This window comes from Devosia aquimaris, assembly GCF_020169335.1.
In the GTDB taxonomy this organism is placed as follows: Bacteria; Pseudomonadota; Alphaproteobacteria; order Rhizobiales; family Devosiaceae; genus Devosia; species Devosia aquimaris.
Window position 1 is genome coordinate 273,068 of sequence record NZ_JAIEZN010000001.1, and the last position, 26,220, is coordinate 299,287.

24 protein-coding genes and 1 pseudogene are annotated in these 26,220 nt (G+C 64.9%); 15 read left to right on the top strand and 10 right to left on the bottom strand.

All coding sequences use genetic code 11. The annotated features are described in order from the left end of the window. Positions 1-4 precede the first annotated feature (4 nt). Positions 5-1,300: an MFS transporter gene (locus tag K1177_RS01365; RefSeq protein WP_224701502.1), complete on the bottom strand. Its 1,296-nt coding sequence runs from the start codon at positions 1,298-1,300 to the stop codon at positions 5-7. A 126-nt stretch (positions 1,301-1,426) separates the two neighbouring features. Further along, positions 1,427-2,251 carry a uracil-DNA glycosylase gene (locus tag K1177_RS01370; RefSeq protein ID WP_224701504.1) on the bottom strand — a complete coding sequence of 275 codons (825 nt, stop codon included), beginning with the start codon at positions 2,249-2,251 and terminating at the stop codon, positions 1,427-1,429. Between the two features lie 65 nt (positions 2,252-2,316). Between K1177_RS01370 and K1177_RS01375 the strand changes: the two genes are divergently transcribed. The 3 genes from K1177_RS01375 to K1177_RS01385 all read left to right on the top strand — a co-directional run bounded on the left by K1177_RS01375 (position 2,317) and on the right by K1177_RS01385 (position 6,690). Further along, the gene (locus K1177_RS01375) at positions 2,317-3,963 is read left to right on the top strand and encodes an electron transfer flavoprotein-ubiquinone oxidoreductase (RefSeq protein ID WP_224701506.1); all 1,647 of its coding nucleotides are present in this window, start codon (positions 2,317-2,319) and stop codon (positions 3,961-3,963) included. Between the two features lie 95 nt (positions 3,964-4,058). Further along, a complete protein-coding gene (locus K1177_RS18470) occupies positions 4,059-5,801 on the top strand; it encodes a tetratricopeptide repeat protein (RefSeq protein WP_224701508.1) in 1,743 nt (580 codons plus the stop codon). A 7-nt stretch (positions 5,802-5,808) separates the two neighbouring features. Further along, positions 5,809-6,690, top strand: a complete 882-nt coding sequence (locus tag K1177_RS01385; RefSeq protein ID WP_224701509.1) for a 4-(cytidine 5'-diphospho)-2-C-methyl-D-erythritol kinase — start codon at positions 5,809-5,811, stop codon at positions 6,688-6,690. Here K1177_RS01385 and K1177_RS01390 read toward each other — a convergent pair. Next, on the bottom strand, positions 6,687-7,622 hold the full coding sequence (locus tag K1177_RS01390; protein ID WP_224703669.1) for a polyprenyl synthetase family protein: 936 nt from the start codon (positions 7,620-7,622) through the stop codon (positions 6,687-6,689). The genes K1177_RS01385 and K1177_RS01390 overlap by 4 nt on opposite strands. A 251-nt stretch (positions 7,623-7,873) precedes the next feature. Between K1177_RS01390 and K1177_RS01395 the strand changes: the two genes are divergently transcribed. Genes K1177_RS01395 through K1177_RS01410 form a run of 4 tightly spaced genes read left to right on the top strand, consistent with a single transcriptional unit; the run spans position 7,874 to position 10,696 of the window. Then, positions 7,874-8,575: a tRNA1(Val) (adenine(37)-N6)-methyltransferase gene (locus K1177_RS01395; RefSeq protein WP_224701511.1), complete on the top strand. Its 702-nt coding sequence runs from the start codon at positions 7,874-7,876 to the stop codon at positions 8,573-8,575. A gap of 50 nt (positions 8,576-8,625) precedes the next feature. Continuing rightward, the gene (locus tag K1177_RS01400; RefSeq protein WP_224701513.1) at positions 8,626-9,468 is read left to right on the top strand and encodes a S49 family peptidase; all 843 of its coding nucleotides are present in this window, start codon (positions 8,626-8,628) and stop codon (positions 9,466-9,468) included. An 18-nt stretch (positions 9,469-9,486) separates the two neighbouring features. Continuing rightward, positions 9,487-9,720 carry a hypothetical protein gene (locus K1177_RS01405; protein WP_224701515.1) on the top strand — a complete coding sequence of 78 codons (234 nt, stop codon included), beginning with the start codon at positions 9,487-9,489 and terminating at the stop codon, positions 9,718-9,720. Positions 9,721-9,772: 52 nt separating this feature from the next. Beyond that, entirely contained in the window at positions 9,773-10,696 is a 924-nt protein-coding gene (locus K1177_RS01410; protein ID WP_224701517.1) for a glycine--tRNA ligase subunit alpha, read from the top strand. Positions 10,697-10,711: 15 nt separating this feature from the next. Here K1177_RS01410 and rnk read toward each other — a convergent pair whose 3' ends face one another. Then, positions 10,712-11,116, bottom strand: a complete 405-nt coding sequence (gene rnk, locus K1177_RS01415; RefSeq protein ID WP_224701519.1) for a nucleoside diphosphate kinase regulator — start codon at positions 11,114-11,116, stop codon at positions 10,712-10,714. Positions 11,117-11,420: 304 nt separating this feature from the next. Here rnk and K1177_RS01420 point away from each other — a divergent pair, with 304 nt between their 5' ends. From K1177_RS01420 to glyS, 3 genes are all read left to right on the top strand, one after another. Next, entirely contained in the window at positions 11,421-11,981 is a 561-nt protein-coding gene (locus K1177_RS01420; RefSeq protein ID WP_224701523.1) for a LemA family protein, read from the top strand. Positions 11,982-11,986: 5 nt separating this feature from the next. Beyond that, entirely contained in the window at positions 11,987-13,903 is a 1,917-nt protein-coding gene (locus K1177_RS01425; protein ID WP_224701527.1) for a DUF2207 domain-containing protein, read from the top strand. 67 nt (positions 13,904-13,970) lie between these two features. Continuing rightward, complete coding sequence (gene glyS / locus K1177_RS01430; RefSeq protein ID WP_224701532.1) at positions 13,971-15,995, top strand: glycine--tRNA ligase subunit beta; 2,025 nt, start codon at positions 13,971-13,973, stop codon at positions 15,993-15,995. On the opposite strand, the gene K1177_RS01435 is transcribed toward glyS, so the two are convergent. Beyond that, positions 15,992-16,333 carry a hypothetical protein gene (locus K1177_RS01435; RefSeq protein WP_224701535.1) on the bottom strand — a complete coding sequence of 114 codons (342 nt, stop codon included), beginning with the start codon at positions 16,331-16,333 and terminating at the stop codon, positions 15,992-15,994. The two genes, glyS and K1177_RS01435, sit on opposite strands and share 4 nt — an antisense overlap. Before the next feature lie 246 nt (positions 16,334-16,579). Between K1177_RS01435 and K1177_RS01440 the strand changes: the two genes are divergently transcribed. Together K1177_RS01440 and K1177_RS01445 are read left to right on the top strand one after the other, a co-directional pair. Then, positions 16,580-17,917 carry a tetratricopeptide repeat-containing sulfotransferase family protein gene (locus K1177_RS01440; RefSeq protein ID WP_224701540.1) on the top strand — a complete coding sequence of 446 codons (1,338 nt, stop codon included), beginning with the start codon at positions 16,580-16,582 and terminating at the stop codon, positions 17,915-17,917. 40 nt (positions 17,918-17,957) lie between these two features. After that, on the top strand, positions 17,958-18,938 hold the full coding sequence (locus K1177_RS01445; RefSeq protein WP_224701544.1) for a DUF808 domain-containing protein: 981 nt from the start codon (positions 17,958-17,960) through the stop codon (positions 18,936-18,938). Between the two features lie 33 nt (positions 18,939-18,971). Here K1177_RS01445 and rnhA read toward each other — a convergent pair whose 3' ends face one another. The 4 genes from rnhA to ispH are packed head-to-tail and all read right to left on the bottom strand — an operon-like array spanning position 18,972 to position 21,427. Further along, positions 18,972-19,418, bottom strand: a complete 447-nt coding sequence (gene rnhA / locus K1177_RS01450) for a ribonuclease HI (protein ID WP_224701545.1) — start codon at positions 19,416-19,418, stop codon at positions 18,972-18,974. Continuing rightward, positions 19,411-19,941, bottom strand: coding sequence for a GNAT family N-acetyltransferase (locus K1177_RS01455; RefSeq protein WP_224701546.1), 531 nt, complete (start codon positions 19,939-19,941; stop codon positions 19,411-19,413). The genes rnhA and K1177_RS01455 overlap by 8 nt, the downstream gene beginning before the upstream one ends. Beyond that, positions 19,938-20,459, bottom strand: coding sequence for a GNAT family N-acetyltransferase (locus tag K1177_RS01460; protein WP_224701547.1), 522 nt, complete (start codon positions 20,457-20,459; stop codon positions 19,938-19,940). Before K1177_RS01460 ends, K1177_RS01455 begins: the two co-directional genes overlap by 4 nt. Next, positions 20,456-21,427 (bottom strand): 4-hydroxy-3-methylbut-2-enyl diphosphate reductase, encoded by a 972-nt coding sequence (gene ispH / locus K1177_RS01465; RefSeq protein WP_224701548.1) that lies wholly within the window; start codon positions 21,425-21,427, stop codon positions 20,456-20,458. Before ispH ends, K1177_RS01460 begins: the two co-directional genes overlap by 4 nt. Positions 21,428-21,559: 132 nt before the next feature. On the opposite strand from ispH, the gene K1177_RS01470 reads away from it, so the two are divergent. From K1177_RS01470 to K1177_RS01480, 3 genes and pseudogenes are all read left to right on the top strand, one after another. Beyond that, complete coding sequence (locus tag K1177_RS01470) at positions 21,560-23,824, top strand: putative PEP-binding protein (RefSeq protein WP_224701549.1); 2,265 nt, start codon at positions 21,560-21,562, stop codon at positions 23,822-23,824. A 73-nt stretch (positions 23,825-23,897) separates the two neighbouring features. Continuing rightward, a complete protein-coding gene (locus K1177_RS01475) occupies positions 23,898-24,455 on the top strand; it encodes a hypothetical protein (RefSeq protein WP_224701550.1) in 558 nt (185 codons plus the stop codon). An 825-nt stretch (positions 24,456-25,280) separates the two neighbouring features. Then, positions 25,281-25,694, top strand: a pseudogene (locus K1177_RS01480) (cell wall hydrolase); the annotation flags it as partial. Here the strand turns inward: K1177_RS01480 and K1177_RS01485 are convergent. Beyond that, positions 25,695-26,216, bottom strand: coding sequence for a hypothetical protein (locus tag K1177_RS01485; RefSeq protein ID WP_224701551.1), 522 nt, complete (start codon positions 26,214-26,216; stop codon positions 25,695-25,697). It abuts the pseudogene before it with no gap. Between the last annotated feature and the right edge of the window lie 4 nt (positions 26,217-26,220).

Below are 26,220 nucleotides of genomic sequence, written 5' to 3' on the forward strand. Positions count from 1 at the left end.
TCTCCTAGGCTTTGGCCGATGCCAGCTCTTCAGGCACGGGCTCTTCGTCGACCCGCATCTCGGAACTATCAAAATCGGCGCGCGGATCAAGCTCGATGCTCTCGGGCGTCACCTGGCGGTCATTGCCCATGGGCTGGAACGGCGTGCGATCAGCGGCGTCGATGCTCTTGCGCACCCGCATGCGCAGGAAGGCGGTGATGGCCAGCGCGCCATGGAATGATGCGGTGACGATGAACAGGCCCACCGGCGACCAGGCGCTCATGATGGCAGAGGCAACGGCCGGGCCGATGGCCAGCCCGACGCCCAGGATCACCAGCATGCCGCCGGCGATGCGGGCGAATTCCCCCTCCTTGGCGAAGTCATTGGCATGGGCCACGGCCACCGCATAGATCGGGTTGGCGGCAAAGCCATAGGCGGCAAACAGCACATACATCACCCAGCCGGCTTCCGGATTGATCAGCACGGTGAGCATGCCCACAAGCGCGGCAAAGCCGGAGAGGCCAATCAGCACCAGACGCCGGTCGATGCGGTCAGACAGGCGTCCGAACGGAATCTGCGCCACGGCGCCCAGAATGGCGGCGAGCGAAAAGAGGAAGGCAATGCCGCCGGCATCGAGCCCGCGCTCATAGCCATAGACCGGCGCCAGCGTACCAAACGAGCCATTGGCCATGCCAACCGAGAACGCCGCGATCGCGGCCACCGGCGAAGTGCGGTAGAGCAGGCCAATATCGATCTTGGCCGAGGACAGCGGGCGCGGCTGCGGGCTCGACGTCAGCGCCGTCGGCAGGATGGCGCAGATGAAACTGATGGCGCCCAGAACGAAGGGCACATAGCCAGCCGTGCCGGTGACCGACATGGCGATCTGGCCCAGGGTCGAGGCGGCCATGTTGATGGTGACATAGATCGAAAAGATCGTGCCGCGGCTTTTGTTCTCGGCGACCTCGTTGAGCCAGCTTTCCACGATCATCGCCGCGCCAGCAAAGCAGAAGCCGGACAGTGCGCGCAGCAGGATCCAGCCGATATCGTTGATCCAGAGCAGGTTGAGCAGAATGGTGATGGTGCCGATGGCCGCCATCACCGAAAAGGCGCGGATATGGCCCACCTTGCGCACCACCATGGGCACGGCCAGCGAGCCGGCAACAAAACCGACCGACCAGCCGGTGCCGATCAGGCCAAGGGAGAGCAGCGAGAACTGCTCCTCGGCACCGCGCACCGAGAGCAGCAGGCCCTGTAACCCGCCGCCGAACATCAACAGGGCGGAGCCGAGGAACAGGGCATAGATCTTGATTACGGAAGCCATGGCACTTTCGACGCTGTCAGACGCTAGGAACGTTGCAAATCACGCAAGGGTGACATTAACGCGGCAATCCTGGCTTGGCGCGGCTCTTTTGCCGGCATGCGGGATTTTCTTTGCCTGCCGGACTGTTCAGTCGACGAGGCCCAGTTCCACAAGCTTCAGCTTGAGGCTGAGCATATCCTGCCAGGCCTGTTCCTTGGCGGCCGGATTGCGCAGCAGATAGGCCGGATGCAGCGTCGCCACCGCCTCGGCCTGATGCCGTCCGACGGTGAGGTTGGCCCATTTGCCACGCATCTTGATGATGCCGCTGGTGGTGTCGAACAGCGTCTGCATGGCAGGTCCGCCCAGCGTCATGATCACCTTGGGCGCCACCAGCTCCACCTGGCGATGCAGGAAGGGCAGGCAGAGCGCCATCTCTTCCGGCGTCGGTGTGCGATTGCCCGGCGGCCGCCACGGCACCGTATTGGCGATATAGACCTTGGTGCGGTCGAGCCCGATGGCGGCCAGCATGCGATCGAGCAATTGGCCCGACTTGCCCACGAAGGGCTTGCCGATCCGGTCCTCCTCGGCGCCGGGCGCTTCGCCGATCAGCATGATGCTTGCGTCCGGATTGCCATCGGCAAAGACCAATTGCGTTGCCCGCAGCTTGAGCCCGCACCCGTCATACTGACCCAGGATAGCTTCAAGCTCTTGAAGGCTCTTGGCCGACGCGGCGAGATTTCGCGCCTCTGCCGGGTCGGCACCGATCATCGGCGGCGTGCCTTGTGGGGCGGCTGTAGCAGCAGCTGGGGCCATCGCCTGCGCGGTGGCCTGCGGCGGCGCAGTGCGGACCGGCGCCCGCTGCGCAAAGCGATCCACCGGCTCTTCGCCCACCGCAACGTCAACGCCCGCAGCCCGATACCAATCGAGCACGGCGAGCATTTCGTCGTGATTTAGCGGTCGATCTTCGGCCATGTTCTCTGTTATGTCACAGCCCGTTTGGCGCGGCCAGCCGCGTCCCGGGGATAGAGGCAATCTATATGGCAGAGGCCCGCGCGCGCGAAACAATTTCGACCGATGTGTTGATCGTCGGGGCGGGCCCCGCGGGCCTGTCGGCCGCCATTCGCATCAAGCAGCGCCATCCGCAGCTGGCTGTCACCGTGGTGGAAAAATCCGCCGAACTGGGCGGCCACATCCTTTCGGGCGCCGTGATGGACCCCCGCGGGCTCGATGCCCTTATTCCCGACTGGCGCCTCAAGGGCGCGCCGGTGGGGCCAGATGTCACCACCGACACCTATCACTATCTCACCAAGACCGGCGATTTCGCCCTGCCGCACTGGATGATGCCGCCCCAGCTCAAGACCGATGGCGCCGTCATCGTCAGCCTGGGTCATCTGGTGCGCTGGCTGGGCGACGAGGCAACGGCGCTGGGCGTCGACATTTTCCCCATGACGGCAGCCGTCGATGTGCTGGGCGGGCAGGGCGCCCCGGTGCGCGGCGTCATCACCGGCGATCTCGGCCGCGACAAGGATGGCAATACCAAGGACAGCTTTGCCGAAGGCATTGCGCTGGAGGCGAAGTATACGCTGATCGCCGAGGGCGCGCGGGGCTCGCTGGCCAAGAAGATCATCGCCGATTTCGACCTGTCCGGCGAACCGCAGAAATATGGCCTGGGCATCAAGGAAATCTGGGAAATCCCCGCCGAGCAGCATGAGCCCGGCCGCGTCGACCACTATCTCGGTTTCCCCCTCGACAATGCCACTGCGGGGGGCGGCTTTGTCTATCACGCCCAGGATCGCAAGCTCTATGTGGGCCTGGTCACCTATCTCGACTATCCCGACCCGACACTGTCGCCCTTCGGCGAGTTCCAGCGCTTCAAGGCCCATCCCTCGGTCGCGCCGCTGCTGGAAGGCGCCACCCGCATCAGCTATGGCGCCCGCGCGGTGACCGCAGGCGGCTGGCAGTCCATCCCCACGCTGGGTTTTGCCGGCGGCGGACTGATCGGCTGCTCGGCCGGGTTCATGAATGCGCCGCGCCTCAAGGCCATCCACAATGCCATTCTCTCCGGCATCGGTGCGGCCGATGCGGTGGCCGATGCCATCGCCGCCGGTCGCCAGCACGATCTGATCGCCGATTTCGGCAAGCGCGTAATGCAGACCGGCATCGCCACCGAGCTCATGGCCGTGCGCAACGTCAAGCCGCTGTGGTCACGCTTCGGTACCCTGTTGGGCGCCATCGCTGGCGGCGCCGAGATGTGGGCGACCGCCCTCCTGGGGCGCTCGCTGCTCGGCACGCTGCACCACAAGGGCCCCGACCATGCCGCGCTCAAGCCGCGCAGTGCCGTCACCGGCCGCAACTATGACCGGCCGGACGGCAAGACCAGCTTTGACCGTGCAGCCTCGGTCTATCTTGCCAATCTCTCCCATGATGAAGACCAGCCGGTGCATCTGGTGCTGGCCGATCCCGCCGTGCCGGTACGCGACAACCTGCCGGTTTATGGCGAGCCGGCGCCGCTCTATTGCCCGGCCGGGGTCTATGAAGTTGCCCAGGAGGGTGGGGCGCCTGTGTTCCGCATCCACGCCGCCAATTGCGTGCATTGCAAGAGCTGCGACATCAAGGATCCCGCCCAGAACATCACCTGGGTACCGCCTGAGGGTGGCAGCGGCCCGAACTACACCGGCATGTAGATCACGCTATGTGGCGCGGCCTTGCGGCGCAGTCGCAAAACGGCCAATCTGCGCGCTCAGACAGGTCCGGTTGGGCCAACGGAGAATTCAACCTCGTGACATCGTTTCTGAACCGCATTGCACGCCCCGCCTTGATAGCCGCGTTGATGGCCTCTGTGGCCGCCACCGCCGTCTACTCGGCGCAGACCATCCGGACGGCGCAGTCCGAGGGCGGCATGGAAACGGGCATGCTGCCCCTGTTCAATGCCAGTGTCACCGGTGCCTATATGGCTGGCCGCCAGGCGCTGCAGGATTTGCGCACCGACGAAGCCGCGCGCTATTTCTACGAGGCTGCCCAGGCCGACTGGAACAATCCGGTTCTGGTCGAGCGCGCCTTCATTGCCTTTGCTGCCGATGGCCAGTTCGGCCAGGCTGCTTCGACGGCCAAGCACCTGCTCGACCTTGATGCCCACAATGAGCTGGCCGAGCTTGTGGTGGCCACCGAGGCCTTCAAGGAGCGCCGCTACGATGCGGCCGAGCGTATGCTCGATGCCATCGGGCAGGACAGCTTCACCGGCGTCACCGCCAGCATCCTGCGCGCCTGGGCACTGGTTGGCGCCGACCGCAAGCCGGAAGCCGATGCCATGCTCGACAAGCTGGGCGCCAACGGGCTCGACGATTTCCTGGTGTTCCACCGGGCGCTGATGGCCGAGGCCGCCGGCGACACCGATGAGGCGCTCGACCTGGCTGGCCAGGCCTATGATGCCGAGCCCTATGTGGCCCGCATCGTCGAGGTCTATGCGCGCATGCTGGCCAATGCCGGTCAGTTCGACCAGGCCAAGCAGGCCATCGCCGAATTCGAGGACAAGGGGCTCAGCCACCCCATTGTCTCCATGGTGGGCGACAAGATCGACGCCGGCCAGCGTCCTGGCATCTTTGCTTCCAATGTGCAGATCGGCGCCGCCGAAATGTTCCATGGCATCGGTGTGGCGCTGTCGCGCGATGGCAATCCGGACCTGTCGCTGGTCTTCCTGCGCATGGGGCTCTACCTGGACCCGTCAGCCGATGTGATCGCCATCGCCCTGGGCGAGCAGCTCGACGCCTCTGGCCAGCATGAGGCAGCCAACAAGATCTATGATGGTGTGCCCGCCACTTCGCCCATGAAGTCCAATGCTGTGGTGCACATCGCGCAGAACCTGGACGCCATGGGCGACAAGGAGGAGGCCATGCGCCGCCTCAGCAATATCGTGGCCACTGACCCCACCGATCTCGACGCCATTTCCGTGCTCGGGGACATGCAGCGCTATGGCGAGCTCTACGAGGATGCCGCGGCCACCTATACCAAGGCGCTCGAACTGACGGGCGGCGAGAAGCCGTCGGACTGGCGCTTCTACTACGTGCGCGGCATTTCCTATGAGCGCGCCAAGCAGTGGCCCAAGGCCGAGGCCGATTTCCTCAAGGCGCTCGAACTCAATCCCGACCAGCCTGCTGTGCTCAACTATCTCGGCTATAGCTGGATCGACCAGGACATGCATCTGGAACGCGCACTCGAGATGATCGAGACCGCCGTCGAGGCGCAGCCGCAGGATGGCTATATCGTGGATTCACTGGGCTGGGCCTTCTACAAGCTCGGCCGGATCGACGAGGCCGTGACCACGCTGGAACGCGCCGTGCTGCTGCGCCCCAACGATCCCGAGCTCAATGACCATCTGGGCGATGCCTATTGGAAGGTCGGTCGGCGCCTGGAAGCCAAGTTCCAATGGCGCATTGCCGGGGCCATGGACGAGACCGGTAACGTCAAGGAACGGGTCGCCATCAAGCTCGCAGACGGGCTGACGGCCGAGAACGCCACCGACTAGCCGGCGGATGGAACAGCCTTTTCTGCAGATTGCCCCCGCCAAGATCAACCTGGCGCTGCATGTCACGCGGCGCCGGGAAGATGGCTATCATGACCTCGAAAGCCTGGTGGTCTTTGCCGACGTTGCCGATGAACTGGAAGCAGCGCCCGCTGATGTCGATTCGCTGACCATCACCGGTCCCTTCGCCAGGGGGCTGGGGGCAGGGGAGACCAATCTGGTGAGCCGTGCCGTTGCCGGCTTCCGCGCGCGCTGGCCGGAAGCGGTGGCCACGGGCCTGGCCATGCGCCTGACCAAGAACCTGCCTGTTGCCGCCGGCATTGGCGGTGGCTCGGCCGACGCAGCGGCGGCCTTGCGGTTGATGGCAAGCCTCTCCTCAGAAGCCATCCCCTTTCCGGCGCTGGCGGACCTTGCCGCGCAATTGGGCGCCGATGTGCCGGCGTGCCTGGTATCGACGCCGCTTCTGGCCCGGGGCGTGGGCGAGCTGCTCGAGCCGCTACCAGAGTTTCCGGCGCTGCACATTGTTCTGATCAACCCCATGGTGCCGCTGGCCACGGCGGACGTGTTCCGCCGCCTGCGGGCGCATGACAACTATCCGCTGCCTGAACTGCCAGCGCCGCTGACCCGGCCAGTGCAACTGGGCATCTGGCTGGCCGAGACGCGCAATGATCTGCAGCCGCCGGCGGTCAAGCTGGTGCCAGTAATCGGCGAGATCGTCGATCATCTGGCACAGGCGCAGGGCTGCATGCTGGCGCGCATGTCGGGTTCGGGCGCGACGGTGTTCGGGTTGTTCGGGTCAAGCGGGCAGGCGCATCAAGCGGCGCAGATGATGCGGGCGGCCAATCCCGACCATTGGGTCGCCGCCGCGCCGCTGATTACGCCCGGTGCCTAGTAGGCGCGCAGCACGCTGAATTCGACGACATCGGCCAACAAGGTACGCATCTCCGAAGCCGGCAGCATCTCGAGCGCCTGCTGCGCGGACGCGGCATGGGCGCGGGCCTGTTCCAGCGTGCGGCCCAGCGTATTGTAGCGTTCCATGATGGCGACTACGGCAGCAACCTGCTCGTCGCTGGCATTGGCATCGCCCAGCGCGCCGGCGATGGCGGCCTTTTCGTCCTGGGTGCCGTCGGCCAGCGCCAGGATCACCGGGAGGGTCATCTTGCCTTCGCGCAGATCGTCGCCCGTGTTCTTGCCCAGCGTGCCGGCCTGCCCACCATAGTCGAGCGCATCGTCGACCAGCTGGAAGGCGTTGCCCAGCTCAAGTCCGTAGCGCGCCAGCGCCTTGCGGCCAGCCGCATCGGCGCCACCAGCCATGGCGCCCACTTCGCAGGCGGCCTCGAACAATACGGCCGTCTTGGCGCGGATCACTTCGGCATAGTCTGCGGCGGTGGTGGTGAGATCGCCCGTCTTGGCAAGTTGGAACACTTCGCCTTCGGCCATCACGGCGGAAGCCGCAGACAGCACGCCCAGGGAGTCGATGTCGCGGGTTTCCACCATCATCATGAAGGCCTGGCCGAGCAGGAAGTCGCCAACCAGGATCGAGGCCTTGTTGCCCCATACCATGCGGGCCGCCGGCTTGCCGCGGCGCATATCGCTCTCGTCCACCACATCATCGTGCAGCAGGGTGGCATTGTGCATGAACTCGACGGCAGCGGCGAAGTTGATCGCGCTGCCGGTGCCCTTGCCGAAGAGTTGGGCCGCCGCCACAGTCAACATGGGGCGCAGGCGCTTGCCGCCGCTCTCGATGAGGTAGCGGGCAAGTTCGGGCACCATCTCGACATGGGAGTCGGCGCGGCTGAGAATCAGCGCGTTGACCTGAGCCATGTCGGCGGCGGTTGCGGCCAGCAGCCGGTCTATCGGGGTGGCGACCGGCGCCTCTTTGATCTGCGTCAGCACTGACACCTGTTTACGTCCCTGCGCGCCGATACCGGCAAATTTGGTTGAGTCTGCCTCATTTGCGCTTGTAATCTCGCGCAAAACCGACCTTTACGGGTGCGATGTCCCTAGACCAGCCGCCTGCCTTTGTAAAACACCAATCGGTAACACGCGATGCCTTTTTGGGGGGCAGGCTGACTGTGTCGCAGCCGCGCAACGGATTCCGGGCCGGGCTGGACAGTGTGCTGTTGGGCGCAGCGGTGTCGGCGGGCCGGCAAACCCTGCTCGATCTGGGCTGCGGCGTGGGCACGGCAGGGCTGGTGGCGCTCTGTCACAACCCCCAATTGCGTGCGACGCTGGTCGATCAAAATGCCGAGATGCTGGCGCTGGCGGCCGCCAATCTCGCGGACAATGGCCTGTCCGATCGCGGACACATCCTGAACGTCGACGTTACTGCCAAGGGCAGCCTGCGCCATGCGGCCGGCTTGGGGGACAATGGCCATGACGTCGTGATCGCCAATCCACCCTTCTTCAGCGACGGTACGCTGGCCGATGATGCCGGCCGCGCCGGGTCACGCCACATGGACGCCGCAGCGCTCGATCTGTGGATCAAGACAGCGGCCGGATGCGCGGCGCCGGGGGGTGAGGTGATCTTTGTCTATCCCACCACGAGCCTGTCGCCCCTGCTGGCCGGCTTCGAGCAGCGCTTTGGCGCGCTGACCATCCTGCCCCTCAGCCCGCGGCCCGGCGCCGCGGCGTCGCGCGTGCTCATCCGCGGCATCAAGGGGTCGCGGGCGCCGCTGGTGCTTCTGGCCAATCGCGCGCTGCATGGCGAGGACGGACGGGATTTCGCGCCCGAATTCGACGCAATCTTTCGTGGGTCGGCCCGGCTTGACTGGTAATCGCGCCACGGGCGTCCTAAATCTCAGGCTCCGGCGGATGAGGACCCAGCATGAATGATCCGGCAGTGCCGAAGCGGACCTGGCTGCAGCGCGTGTTGCGGCGCGGCAAGGTCACCATCCCCGTGGTGCGCCTGCATGGGGTGATCGCGGCCGAGCAGCGCCCCGGACGCCTGAACATCGCCAGCGTCGAACCGCTGCTCAAGCGCGCCTTCGCCATGCGCCAGGCGCCCGCTGTTGCCATCATCATCAATTCGCCCGGCGGCTCGCCCGTGCAGAGCCGGCTGATCTCCAAGCGCATCCGCGACCTGGCCAGGCTGAACAGCAAGCCCGTGCTGGTGTTTGTCGAAGATGCTGCGGCTTCGGGTGGCTATTTCATCGCCGTCGCCGGCGACGAGATCTTTGCCGATCCCTCCTCCATCGTCGGTTCGATCGGCGTCATCATGGCCGGCTTCGGCTTTGTCGGGGCGATCGAAAAGCTCGGCATCGAGCGCCGCGTCCATACCGCGGGCAACAGCAAGTCCACGCTCGATCCCTTCCTGCCCGAAAAGGCAGACGACGTTGAGCGGATCACCCGCTTTGAGGGCGACATCCACCAGGTATTCATCGACCACGTCAAGGCGGGCCGGGCCGGGCGCCTCAAGGGCAGCGACGAGGAGCTGTTCAACGGCCAGTGGTGGACAGGCCTGCGCGGGCTCGAACTGGGCCTGGTCGACGCCATCGGCGACCTGCATGAGACGCTGACCAGCCGCTACGGCCCCGACGTTCATCTCAAGCTCATCGAGCCAAAACGCGGCTGGCTGCAACTGCCCCGCATCGGCCTTGCTGCCGGTCTCTCGGCCGATCTGGCCGCCACGCTCGAAGATCGCGCCATCTGGGCGCGGCTTGGACTCTAGCCCCCGGACACTTTGCCCATGACTGCCCTGCTGCTCCGCGTCATCATCTTTGTCATCCTGGGCCTGATGGTCTATCTGGGCGTGCGCCGCATCTGGCGCGACTGGACCGGCAAGTTCGATGCCGAGGCCGAGGAGGCCCGCCGCCTGCGCCGCGAGCGCGACCTGCGCGAACGCGACCAGCCCGGGGTCATCGACCTCAAGCGCGACAAGGACGGCACCTATCGCCCTGGCGATGACGACAAACGCCGTTGACCCTGCGGGGCGCGCAAACTAGAGGTTTGTGCCAGTTAGCAGGGACTGCCAAATGACCAACCGCCCATCCCATATGGACCCCAAGAATTCGTTCCAGGGTCTGATCCTGACGCTGCAGCAATTCTGGGCGGAGCAGGGTTGCGTGATCCTGCAGCCCTATGACATGCCGATGGGTGCCGGTACCTCCCACACAGCGACCGTGCTGCGCGCGCTGGGCCCCAAGCCCTGGAACGCTGCCTATGCGCAGCCTTCGCGCCGCCCCAAGGATGGCCGCTATGGCGAAAACCCCAATCGCCTGCAGCACTATTACCAGTTCCAGGTGATCCTCAAGCCGTCGCCGGCTGACATCCAGGAGCTCTATCTCAAGTCGCTCTATGCCATCGGTATTGACCCGGCGGTGCATGATCTGCGCTTCGTCGAGGACGACTGGGAAAACCCGACCCTGGGCGCCTGGGGCCTGGGCTGGGAAGTCTGGTGCGATGGCATGGAAGTCAGCCAGTTCACCTATTTCCAGCAGGTCGCCGGCTTTGAGTGCAATCCGGTGGCGGGCGAATTGACCTATGGTCTGGAGCGCCTGGCCTGCTACCTGCAGAATGTGGACTCCATCATGGAGCTCAACTTCAACGGTGGCGTGGGCGATGCCAAGGTGACCTATGCCGACGTGTTCCTGCAGAACGAGCAGGAATCCTCCAAGTACAACTTCGAGGCCGCCGACACCGACATGCTGTTCCGCCACTTTGCCGATGCGGAAAAGGAATGCCGGGCCGTGCTGGCCAAGGGAGCCGAGGGCAATCGCCAGACCATGGCCATTCCCGCCTATGAGCAGGTGCTCAAGGCCGCGCACAACTTCAACCTGCTTGATGCGCGCGGCGTGATCTCGGTGACCGAGCGCCAGAGCTATATCCTGCGCATCCGCGAGCTGGCCAAGAGCTGTGGCGAGGCCTGGCTGCACACCGCCGGTGGCGGCGCGGAATAACCCTCTGCGGCGCCCTCAGGGCGCCGCCACATTCAGCACGGTCAGCATGTGCTTGCGGTTGTCGCGGCCGCGCCAGGTGATCGACTGGCCCTTGCGCAGGCCGATCAGGGCCGTGCCCACCGGCGTCATCACCGAAATACGCCCGCGCTCGATATCGGCATCCACCGGATAGACCAGCGTGACCGTGGGGTGCTGTCCGCCATCGGTGCGATAGCTGACCTTGGAGCCCATGCGTACGATGTCGTCCGGCACGGCGTCGTCATCCACCACGCGGGCGCGTTCGAGTTCATAAAGCAGATTGTCGGCCTGCTCCGGCGTATGGTCCAGGCCGGCTATGGCCAGGATATTGAGCTGGTGATGGTCCGCGGCGCTCAGCACGATGTCGGGGCTGAGGTCGTTGACGGATGCGATCGGGGTCATGGTCAGTGTCTTTGCAATATGCGGCCGCCGTCGCGCTGCACGCGCGCCGGTCCGGCCAGGAAAAATGGAAAATGATGCGCCAGTGTGCGCGCAGGATGCCGCAAGCCTACCCTAAGCAGGCGCCGGCGCAGCGGGCATGCTTAGGGTCGTGATCCCGCGAGGGGATGTTCCAGCCAAAGTGCAGCGGTCCCAGTCATGCAGATAACCTAGTAAGGGAGGCCACCAAGTCAAGTGGGACCATTGCGCACGCCACTGGGCGATGCCAATGTCCCTCCACGCAAAAGCGCTTGAGGGAGCCTCTATCGTGTTCGGTTGGATTGTCCTGGGTCTACTGGTGGTCGCGGCCATCTATGCTGTCAGCATCTACAATGGTCTGGTCAAGAACCGGCAGATGGTTGCCGAGGGCTGGTCGGGCATCGACGTGCAGCTCAAGCGCCGCACCGACCTCATTCCCAACCTGCTCGAGACGGTCAAGGGCTACATGGGCCATGAGCGCGAAACGCTCGAAGCGGTGACCAATGCCCGCGCCGCCGCCACCAGCGCCGCCAATGGCACGCCCGAACAGCGCGCTGCGGCCGAAGGCCAGCTCTCGGGCGCCCTGGGGCGGCTGATTGCCACCGCCGAGGCCTATCCCGACCTCAAGGCCAATACCACCTTCCTCGAATTCCAGTCGGCGCTGCAGACCGTGGAAGAAGAGATCCAGCTCTCCCGCCGCTACTACAACGGCGCCGTGCGCAACCTCAACGTCATGGTGGAATCGGTGCCGTCCAATTTCATCGCCGGCCCCTTCGGTTTCCAGAAGGCGGAGTATTTCGAGCTCGAAAACCCGGCCGACCGCGCCGTGCCGAACGTCAAGTTCAACTGACGGCAATGGTCCGCCTGGTTCGTCCGTTTCTCGCGCTGCTTTTCGCGCTGCTGCTGGCTTTGCCCGCGGCCGCGCGCGAAGAGATCCGCTCCTATGACAGCGACATAAGCCTGGCCCGCGACGGCATGGTGACCGTTGTCGAGACGATCGTCGTCAATGCCGAGGGCAACGAGATCCGGCGCGGCATCTATCGCGATATTCCCGTCGTCATGCTGGCCAGCGATGGTGGCAAGGTGCGGCCCGATCTCGATGTGCTCGCGGTCACCCGCGATGGTCGCGATGAACAATACCGTGTCGAGCGGATGGGCAATTTCGAGCGCATCTGGATCGGCAATCCCGATGTGCTGCTCGACTATGGCCCGCACAGCTACACCATCACCTACACCATGACGCGCATGGCGCGCAGCTTCGAGGATCACGACGAGCTCTATTGGAACGTCACCGGCAATTACTGGATATTCCCCATCCTCTCCGCCGAAGCCCAGGTGACCCTGCCCAATGGCGCTGTGATCACCCAGCTGGCCGGCTATACCGGCGCTGCCGGCTCCACCGAACAGGCCGTTGCCAGCAAGCGCCTGGCCGATGGCAAGGCCCTGTTCCGCGCCACGCGCCAGCTGGGCGCAGGCGAGGGGCTGACTGTTGCCGTGGCCTTCAACAAAGGTGTCATCGACTATCCCACCGGCATGGCCGCCCTGCTGCAATCAATTGGCGATCTGCGCGACACCATCGTGCCCGTGCTCGCGGCGCTACTGGCGCTGGCCTACAATGCCTTTGCCTGGTTCCGTGTCGGGCGCGATCCGGCCAAGGGCACCATCATCCCCCTGTTCCATCCACCCAAGGGCTTCTCGCCCGCGCTGGTGCACTATGTTCAGAAATGGGGATTCACGAAATCCGGCTGGACGGCGTTGACCGCTGCGATCTTCAGCCTGGGCGTCAAAGGCCTGGTGACCATCGACAACAGCACCGACACCCTGCGCATCAAGCTCACCGGCAAAAAGCCCGACGAGGCCCTGCCGCCCGGCGAGGAAGTGATTTTTGCCTATGTGCAGTCCAGGGGCACAGTCTCTGTCGACAAGACCAACGGCACTGAACTCGAGAAACGGCGTGCCGCCCTTGTCTCGGCCATCGAATCGGAAAACCGCCACGCCTGGTTCAAGAACAACACCGGCTTTTCCGTGTTGGGCTATGCCCTGGCCGTGCTGTTGCTGGGCGGCATGGTCTTTGCCGATATTCTCGATCCGGTGTGGCTACTGGGCTCGGTGGTCGTGGGCATTCTCCTCGCCTCGCTGGGCGGGCTGGCCGGTCGCGGGCTCAATGGCGGCATTTTCGCGCGCGGCTTCACCATGATCTGGCTGGCCATCGTTGCCTTCAACGTCGTCGGCTTTGCGCTCGACAGCTTCACCACAATTTCGATCAATGTCGCCTCAGTGGCCGCTGTCTCTATCGTGCTGGTCACGGTCATCTTCGCCTTCCTGATGCGCGCGCCCACGCTGCAGGGACGCCGCGCCATGGACCAGATCGACGGCCTCAAGATGTATATGGAGACCGCTGAAAAGGATCGCATGAACATCGCGGGGGCGCCCCCGATGACGATTTCCTATTTCGAGCGTCTGCTGCCCTTTGCCATCGCGCTGGGCGTGGAGAAGCCCTGGACCGAGCACTTCGAGGCCGAGCTGGCGCGCAATGCCGTCAGCGATGCTTCGGGCACCTATGCGCCGGGATGGTACTATGGCGGCTCCCGCGGCTTTGGCAGCGCCGGCTCAGGCATGACCAATGCGGTCAGCGCCGCAGCCGCCAGCATGACGGCCGCCATGGTCGCCTCCCAGCCCGTGCAGGCCAGCTCCTCCGGCTTCTCCAGTGGCGGGGGCGGGGGAGGCTTCTCCGGCGGCGGCGGTGGCGGCGGCGGCGGTGGCGGCTGGTAATCGGCTTATGGACATCGCTGCCCACGCAAGCTAAGCAAAACTGCGCTTTCTAACCCTGGTATCCGCTATGCCCGAACTGCTGCTCGAACTGTTTTCCGAGGAAATCCCCGCCCGCCTGCAGCGGCGCGCGGCCGAAGACCTCAAGAAGGCGGTCACCAATGCGTTGGTGGATGCCGGGCTGGTCTATGAAGGCGCCAAGGCTTTTGTCACGCCGCGCCGCCTGGCGCTGACAGTGACCGGCCTGCCGGCCCGCTCGCCCGACACGCGCGAAGAAAAGAAGGGCCCCAAGGTCGGCGCCCCGCAGCAGGCTATCGACGGCTTCCTGCGCGCGGCCGGGCTGACCTCGCTCGATCAGGCCAAGATCGAATCCGACCCCAAGAAGGGCGATTTCTACGTCGCCCAGATCGACAAGCCCGGCGCTGACGCCGTGAGCCTGCTGTCGACGATCCTGCCCAAGATGCTGACCGAATTTCCCTGGGCCAAATCCATGCGTTGGGGCAGCGGCAGCTTTGCCTGGGTGCGGCCACTGCGCGCCATCACCGCCACCTTCGGCAGCGAGAACGAAGACCCCGTGGTCATCCCGTTCCAGTCCAACGAAGTGACCTCGGGCCAGACCACATTCGGCCACCGGTTCCTGGCGCCTGAAGCCATCACCGTGCGCCGCTTCGACGACTATGTCAGCGCCCTCGAACGCGCCAAGGTCGTGCTCGATATCGACCGCCGCAAGGACATCATCCGCGTCGACGCGGAAAACCTGGCCTTCGCCCAGGGCCTGACCGTCATCGCCGACGAAGGCCTGCTCGAAGAGGTCGCCGGGCTCGTTGAATGGCCCGTCGTCATGATGGGTAGCTTTGATCCATCCTTCCTGCGCCTGCCCGAAGAGGTGATCATCGCCACCATCCGGGCCAACCAGAAATGCTTCTGCCTGCGCGATGCCGAGGGCAAGCTGGCACCAAAATTCATCATCACCGCCAATACCATCGCCACCGATGGTGGCGCGGTGATCACTGCCGGCAATGAACGCGTGATCCGTGCGCGACTCAGCGATGCCGTGTTCTTCTACGATGGCGATCTGTCGCTGCCGCTTGAGCATGGTCTGCCCAAGCTGGAAGACACCGTGTTCCACGCCAAGCTGGGCAGCCAGTTTGCCCGCGTCGAACGCCTGGTCAAGCTGGCCGGGGAGATCGCCTTGGTCGTGGGTGCTGATCCCGAGCGGGCCAAGCGCGCCGCCATGCTGGCCAAAGCCGATCTCACCACCGGCATGGTGGGTGAGTTCCCCGAGCTGCAGGGCCTGATGGGCCGCTATTATGCCAGTGCGCAGGGTGAGCCGGCCGATATCGCGACATCAATGGAAATGCACTATAAGCCGCTCGGCCCCACCGACAAGGTGCCCACCGAGCCGGTGTCCATCGCCGTGGCTCTGGCCGACAAGCTCGACCTGCTCACCGGCTTCTGGGCGATCGATGAAAAGCCGACCGGCTCGCGCGATCCCTTCGCACTGCGCCGGGCCGCGCTGGGCGTGATCCGCATCCTGATCGACAATGGCATTCGCATGCCGCTCAAGGTCGAGGCAGACCTGCTGGCCTTCTTCCATGATCGCCTCAAGGTGATGCTGCGCGATGCCGGCGCCCGCCACGACCTGGTGGATGCCGTGATTGCGGCCGACAGCAACGACATGCTGCAGATCAGCCAGCGCGCCGAGGCTCTCTCGGCCCTGCTGTCGTCAGAAGATGGCAAGAACCTCCTGGCCGGTTACAAGCGCGCTGCCAATATCCTCGCCGCCGAGGAAAAGAAGGATGGCCGCACTTATGATGGTGCCGTGGCCCAAGGTGCCCTGGTGTTGCCCGAAGAGACGGCGCTGGCCTTTGCCGTCGATGCCGTTAATGCCGCAGTGACCAAGCATGTCGCGGCTGACGAGTATCAGGGCGCCATGGCCGAACTGGCGTCGCTGCGCGCGCCCGTGGATGCGTTCTTTACCGCGGTGCTGGTCAATGACGACAATGCCGCCATTCGCGCCAACCGGCTCAACCTGCTGGCCCGCCTGCGCGACACCATGCATCTGGTCGCTGACTTCTCAAAGGTCGCCGGCTAGGACCGCTTGGGCAGGGCGCAGGTCAATGCGCCCTTGTCGGTGGTGAAGCTGAAGGTCGTCTCGCCATATTCGTCCGTGACGAAACTGCCCTTGAGGTGGATGTCGGCCAGCGGTCCGCTGAGCGCATCCACGCTCGGGCCGGCTGAGGCGAGCTGTCCCTGGCCGCGCTCAATGGAGTCCGAGGAAAAATCGTAGTCTCCGGCCACGAACAGGCTGAGCGTCCCGAACAGCTTTCCGGTCGCATCCAGGCAGGCATAGATGCCAGGCGGCGGAAACTGGGCAAGAGCCGGTGATGCCAGGGCAAGCAGGCACAGGACAGGCAGGGCGAGACGTTTCATGGCCGCGATATCAGCCTCTGCTCGCATCGTCTTGCAAGTCATAGTCACGTGATCGCTGCATGGCTGCTTGGCGTCCACAGCGGCTATTCGTGCGCCGACGAAAGTTACAGATTTGTCATATAACGTAACTTGCAGATTTTCCAGGCGCCGCCCAGTCTGATCCCATTGCTTGTCGGCCCCGGCGTCGCGTCCGCTAGAGTTCTTGTTTTGCAGATATCTCCGACCTCTGTTGAGGCGGCGTGGCAATTGCTTGCCGCCCGCCGGTTCGATGACGCCGCGCGCCTGGCGCGGCAAACGCTTCTCCGCCATCCCGAAAATGCCTCCGCCCTGGTCTGCGCCGGCATGGCTGAGTGGGAACTGGGCTATCCGGTAGAAGCCTGCGTCGCCCTGGTTGAGCGCGCGGTGGCCCTTGCGCCACACGCCGGCGCATACCGGCACAATCTGGGCACTCTGCAGGCGTCCATGGGGGACATGGCTGGCGCCTACGCGAGTTTCGCGGCTGCTTTGCGCCTGCGTCCCGACGACACCGTGGCCTTCTATGCCCTCACGCAAAACCACCGGTTTCGCCAGCCCGATACCCTGGTCGAAGACATGCTGGCGCTCTATGGCTCGGGCATGCTCGGCCGGACTGCGCTGGAATTCCTCTGTTTTGGCCTGGCCAAGGTTTATGCCGATATGGGTAATCGCGCCCGCGCCATGCATTTCTGCATCGAGGCCAATTGGCTGGCCGATCGCCCCTATGATCGCGACCGGGAACGCAAGCGCGTTCAGTCTCTTATTGAAACGGCCAGGAGCACTTCCCTGCCGCCGACGGCACCTGCGCCGCCGGGACCGGCGCCGCTGTTCATCGTCGGCATGCCGCGCTCCGGCACCACGCTGGCCGAAGCCATCCTCGCTCGCCACCCCCAGGTTCACGCGCTGGGCGAAACCCCGTTGATGGGGCAGGTCGAGCATGCCCTGAGTGGCGGTGACCCCGTTCGGCTCGCCGGGCTGGACAGGGCGCAGTTGGCTAGTCGTGCCGTCCACTCCATCCGCGCCATGGCGGCCAACGCCCCGGAAACAACGCGGCTTCTGGTCGACAAGACACCCGACAACGCCTTTCGGATCAGCCTGATAGCGGCGCTGTTCCCCAACGCCCGCATTGTTCACATGCGTCGCCACCCGCTTGATTGCGGCCTGTCAAACCTGTTCACCCGCTTCACCACCGGCCAGGGCTTTGCTTTCCGCCAGACCGATCTGGGCGAGCGCATCCGCCAGACTGCCGATGTCATGGCCGCCTGGAAAGTCAGCGTGCCGCTGCGCATGCTCGATCTCAGCTACGAGGCCCTGGTGGCCGATCCCGAGGGACAGTCCCGACGGCTGGTGGCTTTTGCCGGGCTCGATTGGGACGATGCCTGCCTTACCCCCGAGCTGGATCGGCGCCAGATCCATACCGCCAGCCAGTGGCAGGTGCGCCAGAAGATCAACACCGACTCCGTTGGCCGCTTTGTGGGCTACCGCGAGTGGCTGCCTGCCATGATCGAGGCCATGGGCGGCGAACAATGGGTGGACAATGAAGCCGCCGACCAGTTGCGCGCAGCCTAGGGTGCTGTAAAGGTCTGACCCGGTTCAGCGGGAATTTGCCATGAGTGTCGGTCTTCTAGCGCTACTTGATGATGTTGCCGGCCTGGTCAAGGTGGCCGCGGCCTCGCTTGACGACGTGGCGGGTCAGGCCGCCAAGGCCAGCGCCAAGGCCGCCGGTGCATTGATCGATGATGCTGCCGTGACGCCCAACTATGTCACCGGTTTCACGGCCGACCGCGAACTGCCCATCATTGGCAAGATCGCCTGGGGCTCGATCCGCAACAAATTGCTGTTCCTGCTGCCGGCGGCACTGCTGCTCAGTGTCTTTGCCCCCTGGCTGATCACCCCGCTGCTGATGATCGGCGGTGGCTATCTTTGTTACGAGGGCGCCGAGAAGATTTTCCACGCGCTGCGGCCCCATGATGCCGAAGTGCATGAGGCCGGCTTGGAGCCGGTGGCGATATCGGCCGAAACGCTTGAGGACCGCAAGGTCGCGGGCGCCATCCAGACTGACTTCATTCTCTCGGCCGAGATCATGACCATCGTGCTCTCGGCCATCCATGTCGACAACTTCTGGTTCCGCGCCGCTGCGCTGGCCCTGGCCGGCGTCGGCATCACCGTGGCGGTCTATGGCGCGGTGGCGCTGATCGTCAAGGCGGACGATTTCGGCCTGTGGACCGCTCGCAGCGCGCGCACCGAATTCGGGCGGGCCTTTGGTCGCGGCATCGTGGTGTCCATGCCGGTCTTTCTGCAAATCCTGGGCGTCGTCGGCACCGCCGCCATGACCTGGGTGGGCGGCAGCATTATCGTGCACGGACTCTATGAGTTCGGCATCGACTGGCCCGAGCATATTGTCGAGGCCGCTGCGCATTGGGCGGAGGCTTCCGTTCCCGCCATCGCCGGGGTCACCGGCTGGCTGGCGACGGCGGCCGTTGACTTCGTCTTCGGGATCATGCTGGGCGCCATCCTGATCCCCGTCGTCGGCCTCGTGCTGGCGCCAGCCTTCAGGGCGCTCAAGCATCTCCTGCCCAAGCGCGCCTAGCGCGCCCGTCCTGCCAGTGGGGATTGGCTGGCCCTAGCGCTGCGCCTTGTAGGGCGCCATGCCCTCATTGGCCAGTTGGTCGGCCCGCTCGTTGAGTTCGTGGCCGGCATGGCCCTTGACCCATTTCCAGTCGATGGTGTGGCGCTTGGTGGCCTCGTCCAGCGCCTGCCAAAGTTCGAGATTCTTCACCGGCTTCTTGTCGGCGGTCTTCCAGCCGTTGCGCTTCCAGCCGTGCATCCAGCTCTGCACGCCATTTTTGACATATTGGCTGTCGGTGTGCAGCTCGACCGTGCAGGGGCGTTTCAGCGCATTGAGCGCCTCGATGGCCGCGGTCAGCTCCATCTTGTTGTTGGTGGTCAGTGCTTCGCCGCCCTTGAGCTCCTTGGTGTGCCCGCCATATTCGAGGATGGCGCCCCAGCCGCCGGGCCCCGGATTGCCCGAGCAGGCGCCGTCGGTGTGGATGATGACGGTGTCAGTCATGGTTTTCGGGCCGCTCATAGATGTGGAACTGGCAGAGCAGACCGTTCGGCTCGACCTCTACCGTTGTGGGGACCATGCCGATCTTGCGCAGCACGGCCAGGGATGGCGCGTTGCGCGTGTCGGCAAATCCGATGAACTGGCTCGCGTCCGTCTCCCGGAAAATCCAGTCGCGCAGGGCGATCGCGGCCTCGGTTGCATAGCCCTGGCCGTGATGCTCCTCGAACAGGGCAAAGCCCAGTTCGGGTTCACCCGTGGGCGCATAGATGCCATAGCCCGCGCGGCCGATGAACGTGTTATCGGACTTGAGCGTGAGCCGCAGTTTGCCCAGGCGGCGAGTGGCGAACAGGTCCATCCAGTGCTCAACGGCGCGGCGCGCCTGCTCCTCGGTCCAGGGTTCGCCACTGAGCGTGAGGTAACGGGAGACGTTGGGATTGCCGTGCAACCGCACGAGGTCGCCGACCTGATCGATGGTCCAGCCAGACAGCACGAGGCGGTCCGTTTCAAGCAGGGTCAGGTCACTCATGACGCAGTCCGGTCCAGCGCATGGAACTGGTGCGGCATGTCCGCGAACATCATGGCATAGGTCGGCGTCATGCCGATCTTTTCCAGCACATGGCGCGAGGCCGAATTGTCGCGATGGGCAAAGGCGATGAAGTGGTCGTCCGGCCGGGTGGCAAAATACCAGTCACGCAGGCCCGCAGCGATCTCGGTGGCATAGCCCAGCCCCCAGAACTCCGAAGCCAGCCCATAGCCCAGTTCGGGCTCTCCGGTGCGGGCATGAAGGCTGAATCCGGCGCGACCGACAAAGCGTCCGTCGCTGCGCCGCACCAGCCGGTGCTTGCCCAGGCCATGCTGGCCCCATTCCTCAGCCCAGTTGGCCAGCCGGATCTCGCATTTCTCGCGGGACCAGGGAACGCCGGCAATGTCGTAGAAGCGGGCCACCTTGGCGTCCGATTGCAGGGCAACCAGATCGTCGAGCTGGTCGGCGCGCCAGGGTATCAGCGCCAGGCGCTCGGTCTCCAGGATGATCGGGTCGCTCACCGGGAAACCGCAGCTTCAATGGTCCGCAATTCGCGCGGAATGTTGAAGGCGATATTTTCCTTGGCCGTAACCCGGGCCTCGACCTTGATGTCATAGCGCTGGGCAAAGGCCTCGATGACCTCGTCCACCAGCTGCTCGGGCGCGGACGCGCCAGCCGACACGCCCAGGCTGCGAATGCCCTCGAACCGCGACCAGTCGATCTCGGACGCGCGGTCCACGAGCATAGAGACCTTGCAGCCGGCACGCTCCGCGACTTCGACGAGGCGCAGCGAGTTGGACGAATTGGGCGAACCCACGACAATCATGGCATCCACCTCCGGCGCGACGGCCTTGATGGCCTCCTGCCGATTGGTGGTGGCGTAGCAGATGTCTTCCTTGTGCGGGCCATTGATGGCCGGAAAGCGCGCCTTGAGCGCGGCAACGATCTCGCGGGTATCGTCGACCGAGAGCGTTGTCTGGGTGACGAAGGCCAGGGTCTGCGGATCCTTCGGCTCGAAGCGCTCGGCATCGGCCACGGTCTCGATCAGGGTGATGGCACCGGCCGGCAACTGGCCCATGGTGCCCACCACTTCGGGATGGCCCTTGTGGCCGATCAGCACGATTTCGTGACCTTCGGCAAAATGCCGCTGCGCCTCGACATGCACCTTGCTGACCAGCGGGCAGGTGGCATCGAGGAAGAACATGTTGCGGCTCTTGGCATCGGCCGGCACCGATTTGGGCACGCCATGGGCGGAGAACACCACCGGCGCGTCCGTCTCGGGGATCTCGCTGAGCTCCTCGACGAACACCGCGCCCTTCTCGCGCAGGCCATCGACCACATATTTGTTGTGCACGATGGCGTGACGCACATAGACCGGCGCCCCGTATTTTTCGAGCGCCAGCTCGACGATCTGGATGGCTCGGTCGACCCCCGCGCAAAATCCGCGTGGGGCACAGAGCAGAATGTCTAGGTGTGGCCGCTTTTCCATAGCAGATCAGATGCTTTCGACAGCCCGGCAAGTCAAGTCTTGTTGCAGCCGCCATGCCGCACGGGCATTATGCGGCCAAGGGACAAGGCTTCAAGCAGCAGACAGGGACAAAGTGTGAGTGTGGCGCAGGAAATGTTCGCGATTGCCCCGGCCATGGGGAAGGCGAACCTGTCCGCCAGCCAGCTCAAGCTGCTCAGCGGCAAGGCGCGCTGGATCTTCCGTGTCGGCGATGCCGGATTTCCCACCGTTCCCACCATCGTGTTGACCCGCGCCGCCTGGGACGAGCTGCAGGGTGAGCGCAGCCGCAGGGAAATCCGCCTGCGCACCCATTGGGTGGCCTGCCTGTTCAAGCTCGTCGGCAAGGATGGCGTGCCGCCCCCGCTGGTGGTGCGAACCTCGGCGGCTATGCACAATGGCGGGTTGATGCCGGCCAAGCTGGGCATTTCTGCCCCCGCCAATCCCGAAGATTCGGTCGACCCCAGCCGGCCGCTCGCCAAGGCGATCAAGAATGCCTTTGACAGCTATGGCTTCGGCCAGGGCTGGACCGGCCGGCAGGACGAGGATCGCGGCAAGCAGATCGTGCTGGTGCAGGCCCAGGCCGAGGGCGAGATCGAGCAGTTTCTCACCCGCAATGGCACGACGGGCAGCATGGGTCCGGCCCCCATGGGCAGCAGCCCTCTGCCGGCGCTGCCGGAGTCCATTGCCGCACTGGTGACCCTGGTCGATGCCAAGGCCGGCCAGCACATGGCCTGTTCGGTGGCCGTGCGGCGCGGACAGGTGCAGTTTCTCTCCGCGCGCCCCTATCAGGCCTCGCCTGCCGCCGAGCTTGAGGCGGCTGTCGATCGCGTCAATCGCAAGGTGTGGTCGGCGCACAATGCCGTCACCCGCGTCGACCCCTCCCGGCTGGCGCAACTGCTGCATCCCCGGCTCAAATCCACAGAGGGCAACGCCCCCATCGCCACCGGCCTGGGCGTTTCGCCCGGCGCAGCCAGCGGCATTATCGTCTTCAACCCTGAGGACGCGGCACGCATGCGCGCGCGTGGCAAGCACTGCATTCTCGTCGTCAACGAAACCGGCCCCGCCGACATGGAGGGCATGAAGGCGGCTACCGGCATCCTGACTGCCCGTGGCGGCATGTCCAGCCACGCCGGCGTCATTGCCCGCATCACCGGCAAGCCCTGCGTGGCCGGCGTGCGCACCCTATCGGTCGATAGCGCCGAAATGGTGTGTCGCATTGGCGATCGCGAGTTCCGCACCGGCGACCGCATGACGATCGACGGCACTGACGGTCGCGTCTATGCCGGCACGCTCCCCTTGGCGCAGCCCCATATCGGCGGGGCCATCGGCACGCTGCTGGGCTGGTCCGACGCCACGCGCAAGATCGCCGTCCGCACCAATGCCGAGACGGTGGAATCGGCCAATACGGCGCTCAGCTTTGGCGCCGAGGGCATTGGCCTGGCACGCAGCGAACACATGTTCTTTTCGCCCGAACGCATGGTGGCGCTGCGCCGCATGATCCTGTCGGAAGACGAGGACGACCGCAGCCGCGCCGTCGATGGTCTGGTCGATTTCCAGACCGGGGATTATTCGGCGCTGTTCTCGGCCATGAAGGGGCTGCCGGTCACGGTGCGCCTGTTCGACCCGCCGTTGCACGAATTCCTGCCGCGCACCGACGAGGATATCGAGGAGACCGCCGCGTCGCTGGGCCTGGCCGTACGCGCGCTGCGCCAGCGGCTCGACCGCATTGCCGAGGTCAATCCCATGCTGGGGCACCGCGGCGTCCGCCTCGCCATCACCTATCCCGAAATTCTGTCCATGCAGATGCAGGCCATCATGGCCGGCGTGCGCGCGGCCAGCGAGCGACAGGACGAGCCCGTGGCGGTCGAGGTCATGGTGCCGTTTGTCTCCACCGCCAGCGAAGTGGCCTTTGTGCGCGAGCGCATGAACACCATCGCCGCCAATTCGGGGCTCTTGCGTTCCGAAAAGGTCAAGCTGGCCTTCGGCACCATGATCGAGCTGCCCCGCGCCTGTCTGCGGGCCGGGGATATCGCCAATATGGTCGACTTCTTCTCCTTCGGGACGAACGACCTGACCCAGACCACCTTCGGCATCTCGCGCGACGATGCGCCGACATTCCTGGCCGCCTATCAGCGCAAGGGCATCTACGAGCGCGATCCCTTCGTCACAATTGACGAAAAGGGCGTTGGCGAGCTGATTTCCATTGCCATCCAGCGGGGTAGGGCGGCCAATCCCCGCCTCAAGATCGGCATCTGCGGCGAACATGCGGGCGACCCCGCCTCGCTCAAGTTCTTCTCGGGTCTCGGCGTCGACTATGTCAGCTGCTCGCCCTATCGCGTGCCGGTGGCGCGGCTGACACTGGCACAGGCCTCGGCTTAACTATTGCCGTCACACTCCCTATATGTTGTTCAACAGTCGGCCACGCCGACGCGAGGGAGAGGACAATACTGACGTGAAGTTCCTGCCGGTTCTGGCCATGTTGCCGCTGTTCGCTGCGCCTGCCCCGCTCGCCTTTGCCCAGTCTCCTGTGTCCCAATGCACGGCCATTGCTGCCGATGCCGAACGGCTGGCCTGCTACGACGGCCTGTTCCGCAGCGAAACCATGGCCACAGAAGGCGTTTCGGCCGTGCTGCAGTCCGAGCAGCTCATTCCGGCGCGGCCCAGCGGGCGGGCCCCCGCCACAATGACCGTCACCTGCGCGGCAGACACGCTGACGGTGGCCTTCGGCTTTGCCAACAACACCATGTCCGCCCTGGGCCGGGATGCGGGCATCACGCTGCAGAATGACCTTCAGGCCGCCCGGAGCCGCACCCTCTCGGTCAATGCCGACAACACGGCCGTGGTGATCGACAACAGCCGCGATGCCGCGACGTTTCTGGACGGGCTGGCGGGGGTCACCAATCTCACCGCCCGCGTGACCCCGGCCAATTCACGCTCCCTGTCGGTTCGCTTCCGCGTCGACAGCTTCCTGCCCGAAATCGCGCGCATTCGGGCTGCCTGCGACCGCTGACCTTTCACAATGCGGTGAGTCCATCGCCCGCCCAGCCTGCGCCATGCTTCGTCCATGGGCTGGCCGCAAACCCCGTTTACCCGCTGCTAACCCTAATAAGACATCATTCCGAACGTCGGCATTTTAGCGTCACTTTCGCCGATCAGTAGTTTTGTTGCGTTGTGTTGAGTAGCGTTGATGGTCTTTTCCCCCCTGCCGGCGGCGCGCAAGCGCCCGGCCAGAGCGGCTCGCGGTGGTCATGCCTTTACCCGGGCCTGTGGCGTGATCATCATGGGCGCGCTCAGCTACGGCGCATTGACCGGCGGCGCCTTTGGCCCGGCGTCCGAGCTGGCCGAAGTGCTGCCACCCCAGACCCAACTCGTCAGCGCCAGCCTGTCGTTCTCCGGTGTTGATCCCGTCATCACCGGCTCTGTTGGCCAATTGTTCAACACCGCCATGTTCACCGGCCCAAATCGGGCCGAAAAGACCGACCGCCATCGCCGCCCGGTCGACGCGCTGGCCATCTCGCGCAGCTTTGAGGAAGTGCGCGTGCGCCTGGCCTCGCTGCGCCAGGGACCAGGCGAAACATCCGGCCTCGACCAGACCCGCATCGCCGACGTCGACATCCCGGCCACCGGCGACGTCGAAATCGGTCCGCGCATGTCGCTGGCCGCCATCGACCCCTCGGCGCTCGGCGCCGGCTCGGCCGCAGCGCTCGACGCCATCGCCGGCATCGCGCCCGAGGCCGTCACGCCCGTTCCGGTAATGGCATCGGCCCAGCTGGCCTATGCTCGCGAAACCGCGCCCGTCACTGGCGGATTTGCCACGGGCCAGGCCATCGAGACGTCGGAAAAGGAACTCTGGTGCCTCGCCACCGCGATCTATTTCGAGGCGCGCGGCGAAAGCTATCGCGGCCAGGTTGCCGTGGCCCAGGTGGTGCAGAACCGGGTCAAGGATCGCCGCTACCCCGGCACGATTTGCGGCGTGGTGTTCCAGAACCAGAACAAGCGCAACGCCTGCCAGTTCTCCTTTGCCTGCGACGGCATCCCCGAATATGTCAACGACAGCACGGCCTGGGCGCAGGCGCAGGATATTGCCAAGCGCTTCACCGATGGCCAGCTCTACCTGACCGAAGTGGGCGACGCGACGCACTACCACGCCACTTATGTCCGGCCGGACTGGGCGCCGCGCATGACCAAGGTCACCCAGATCGGGCTGCACGTCTTCTACAAGTTCAAGCGCGGCTGGCTGTTTGGCTGATCAGCAGACGAAATAGCCGGGGCCGGAGATACAGGTCGTGCCGCCATAGGTGCTGACGCGCGTATTGCCCTGGCGATAGGACATGTACGAGTTCCCCTGGCGGCTGGAGAAGGACGACCAGCCCCTGCCGTTCCAGCTATAGAATACATTGCTGAACCAGAAGGGGGATAACTCTTCCACGTCGATGCCGGGATACTGCACATTGGGCGAGAACATCGCGTCGCTCGAATAGGTGCCGGTGGCCGTGGTGGTGATGGTCACATAGCTCACCCGGCCGCCCTCGATTTTCTTGACCGTCTGGGTAGTTAGCGGTTCCTGCGAGACGCCGGCATCTGCCGTCACCGCATAGGTGCGACCCTCGAACCGGACCAGCTTGGACGTGTCAAAGCCCGGTGCAACGACCTGCGGCGCCTCGTCGGCAAACACTTCCAGCACCGCACCCGGACCGGTCGCGGCGAGAGCTGTGGCGCTGATGGCGCCCAGGAACATCCCAAGCAGAATGCGGCGGTCTGGCAGGCCCATGATG

Coding starts and splice junctions, on each gene's coding strand:
- K1177_RS01405 (WP_224701515.1), top strand. CDS start 9,487: ATGACTGCCCTGCTGCTCCGCGTCATCATCTTTGTCATCCTGGGCCTG.
- K1177_RS01375 (WP_224701506.1), top strand. CDS start 2,317: ATGGCAGAGGCCCGCGCGCGCGAAACAATTTCGACCGATGTGTTGATC.
- K1177_RS01410 (WP_224701517.1), top strand. CDS start 9,773: ATGACCAACCGCCCATCCCATATGGACCCCAAGAATTCGTTCCAGGGT.
- K1177_RS01400 (WP_224701513.1), top strand. CDS start 8,626: ATGAATGATCCGGCAGTGCCGAAGCGGACCTGGCTGCAGCGCGTGTTG.
- ispH (WP_224701548.1), bottom strand. CDS start 21,427: ATGGAAAAGCGGCCACACCTAGACATTCTGCTCTGTGCCCCACGCGGA.
- K1177_RS01385 (WP_224701509.1), top strand. CDS start 5,809: ATGGAACAGCCTTTTCTGCAGATTGCCCCCGCCAAGATCAACCTGGCG.
- K1177_RS01445 (WP_224701544.1), top strand. CDS start 17,958: ATGAGTGTCGGTCTTCTAGCGCTACTTGATGATGTTGCCGGCCTGGTC.
- K1177_RS01365 (WP_224701502.1), bottom strand. CDS start 1,300: ATGGCTTCCGTAATCAAGATCTATGCCCTGTTCCTCGGCTCCGCCCTG.
- K1177_RS01370 (WP_224701504.1), bottom strand. CDS start 2,251: ATGGCCGAAGATCGACCGCTAAATCACGACGAAATGCTCGCCGTGCTC.
- K1177_RS01425 (WP_224701527.1), top strand. CDS start 11,987: ATGGTCCGCCTGGTTCGTCCGTTTCTCGCGCTGCTTTTCGCGCTGCTG.
- K1177_RS01485 (WP_224701551.1), bottom strand. CDS start 26,216: ATGGGCCTGCCAGACCGCCGCATTCTGCTTGGGATGTTCCTGGGCGCC.
- rnk (WP_224701519.1), bottom strand. CDS start 11,116: ATGACCCCGATCGCATCCGTCAACGACCTCAGCCCCGACATCGTGCTG.
- glyS (WP_224701532.1), top strand. CDS start 13,971: ATGCCCGAACTGCTGCTCGAACTGTTTTCCGAGGAAATCCCCGCCCGC.
- K1177_RS01390 (WP_224703669.1), bottom strand. CDS start 7,622: ATGGCTCAGGTCAACGCGCTGATTCTCAGCCGCGCCGACTCCCATGTC.
- K1177_RS01435 (WP_224701535.1), bottom strand. CDS start 16,333: ATGAAACGTCTCGCCCTGCCTGTCCTGTGCCTGCTTGCCCTGGCATCA.
- K1177_RS01470 (WP_224701549.1), top strand. CDS start 21,560: ATGTTCGCGATTGCCCCGGCCATGGGGAAGGCGAACCTGTCCGCCAGC.
- rnhA (WP_224701545.1), bottom strand. CDS start 19,418: ATGACTGACACCGTCATCATCCACACCGACGGCGCCTGCTCGGGCAAT.
- K1177_RS01455 (WP_224701546.1), bottom strand. CDS start 19,941: ATGAGTGACCTGACCCTGCTTGAAACGGACCGCCTCGTGCTGTCTGGC.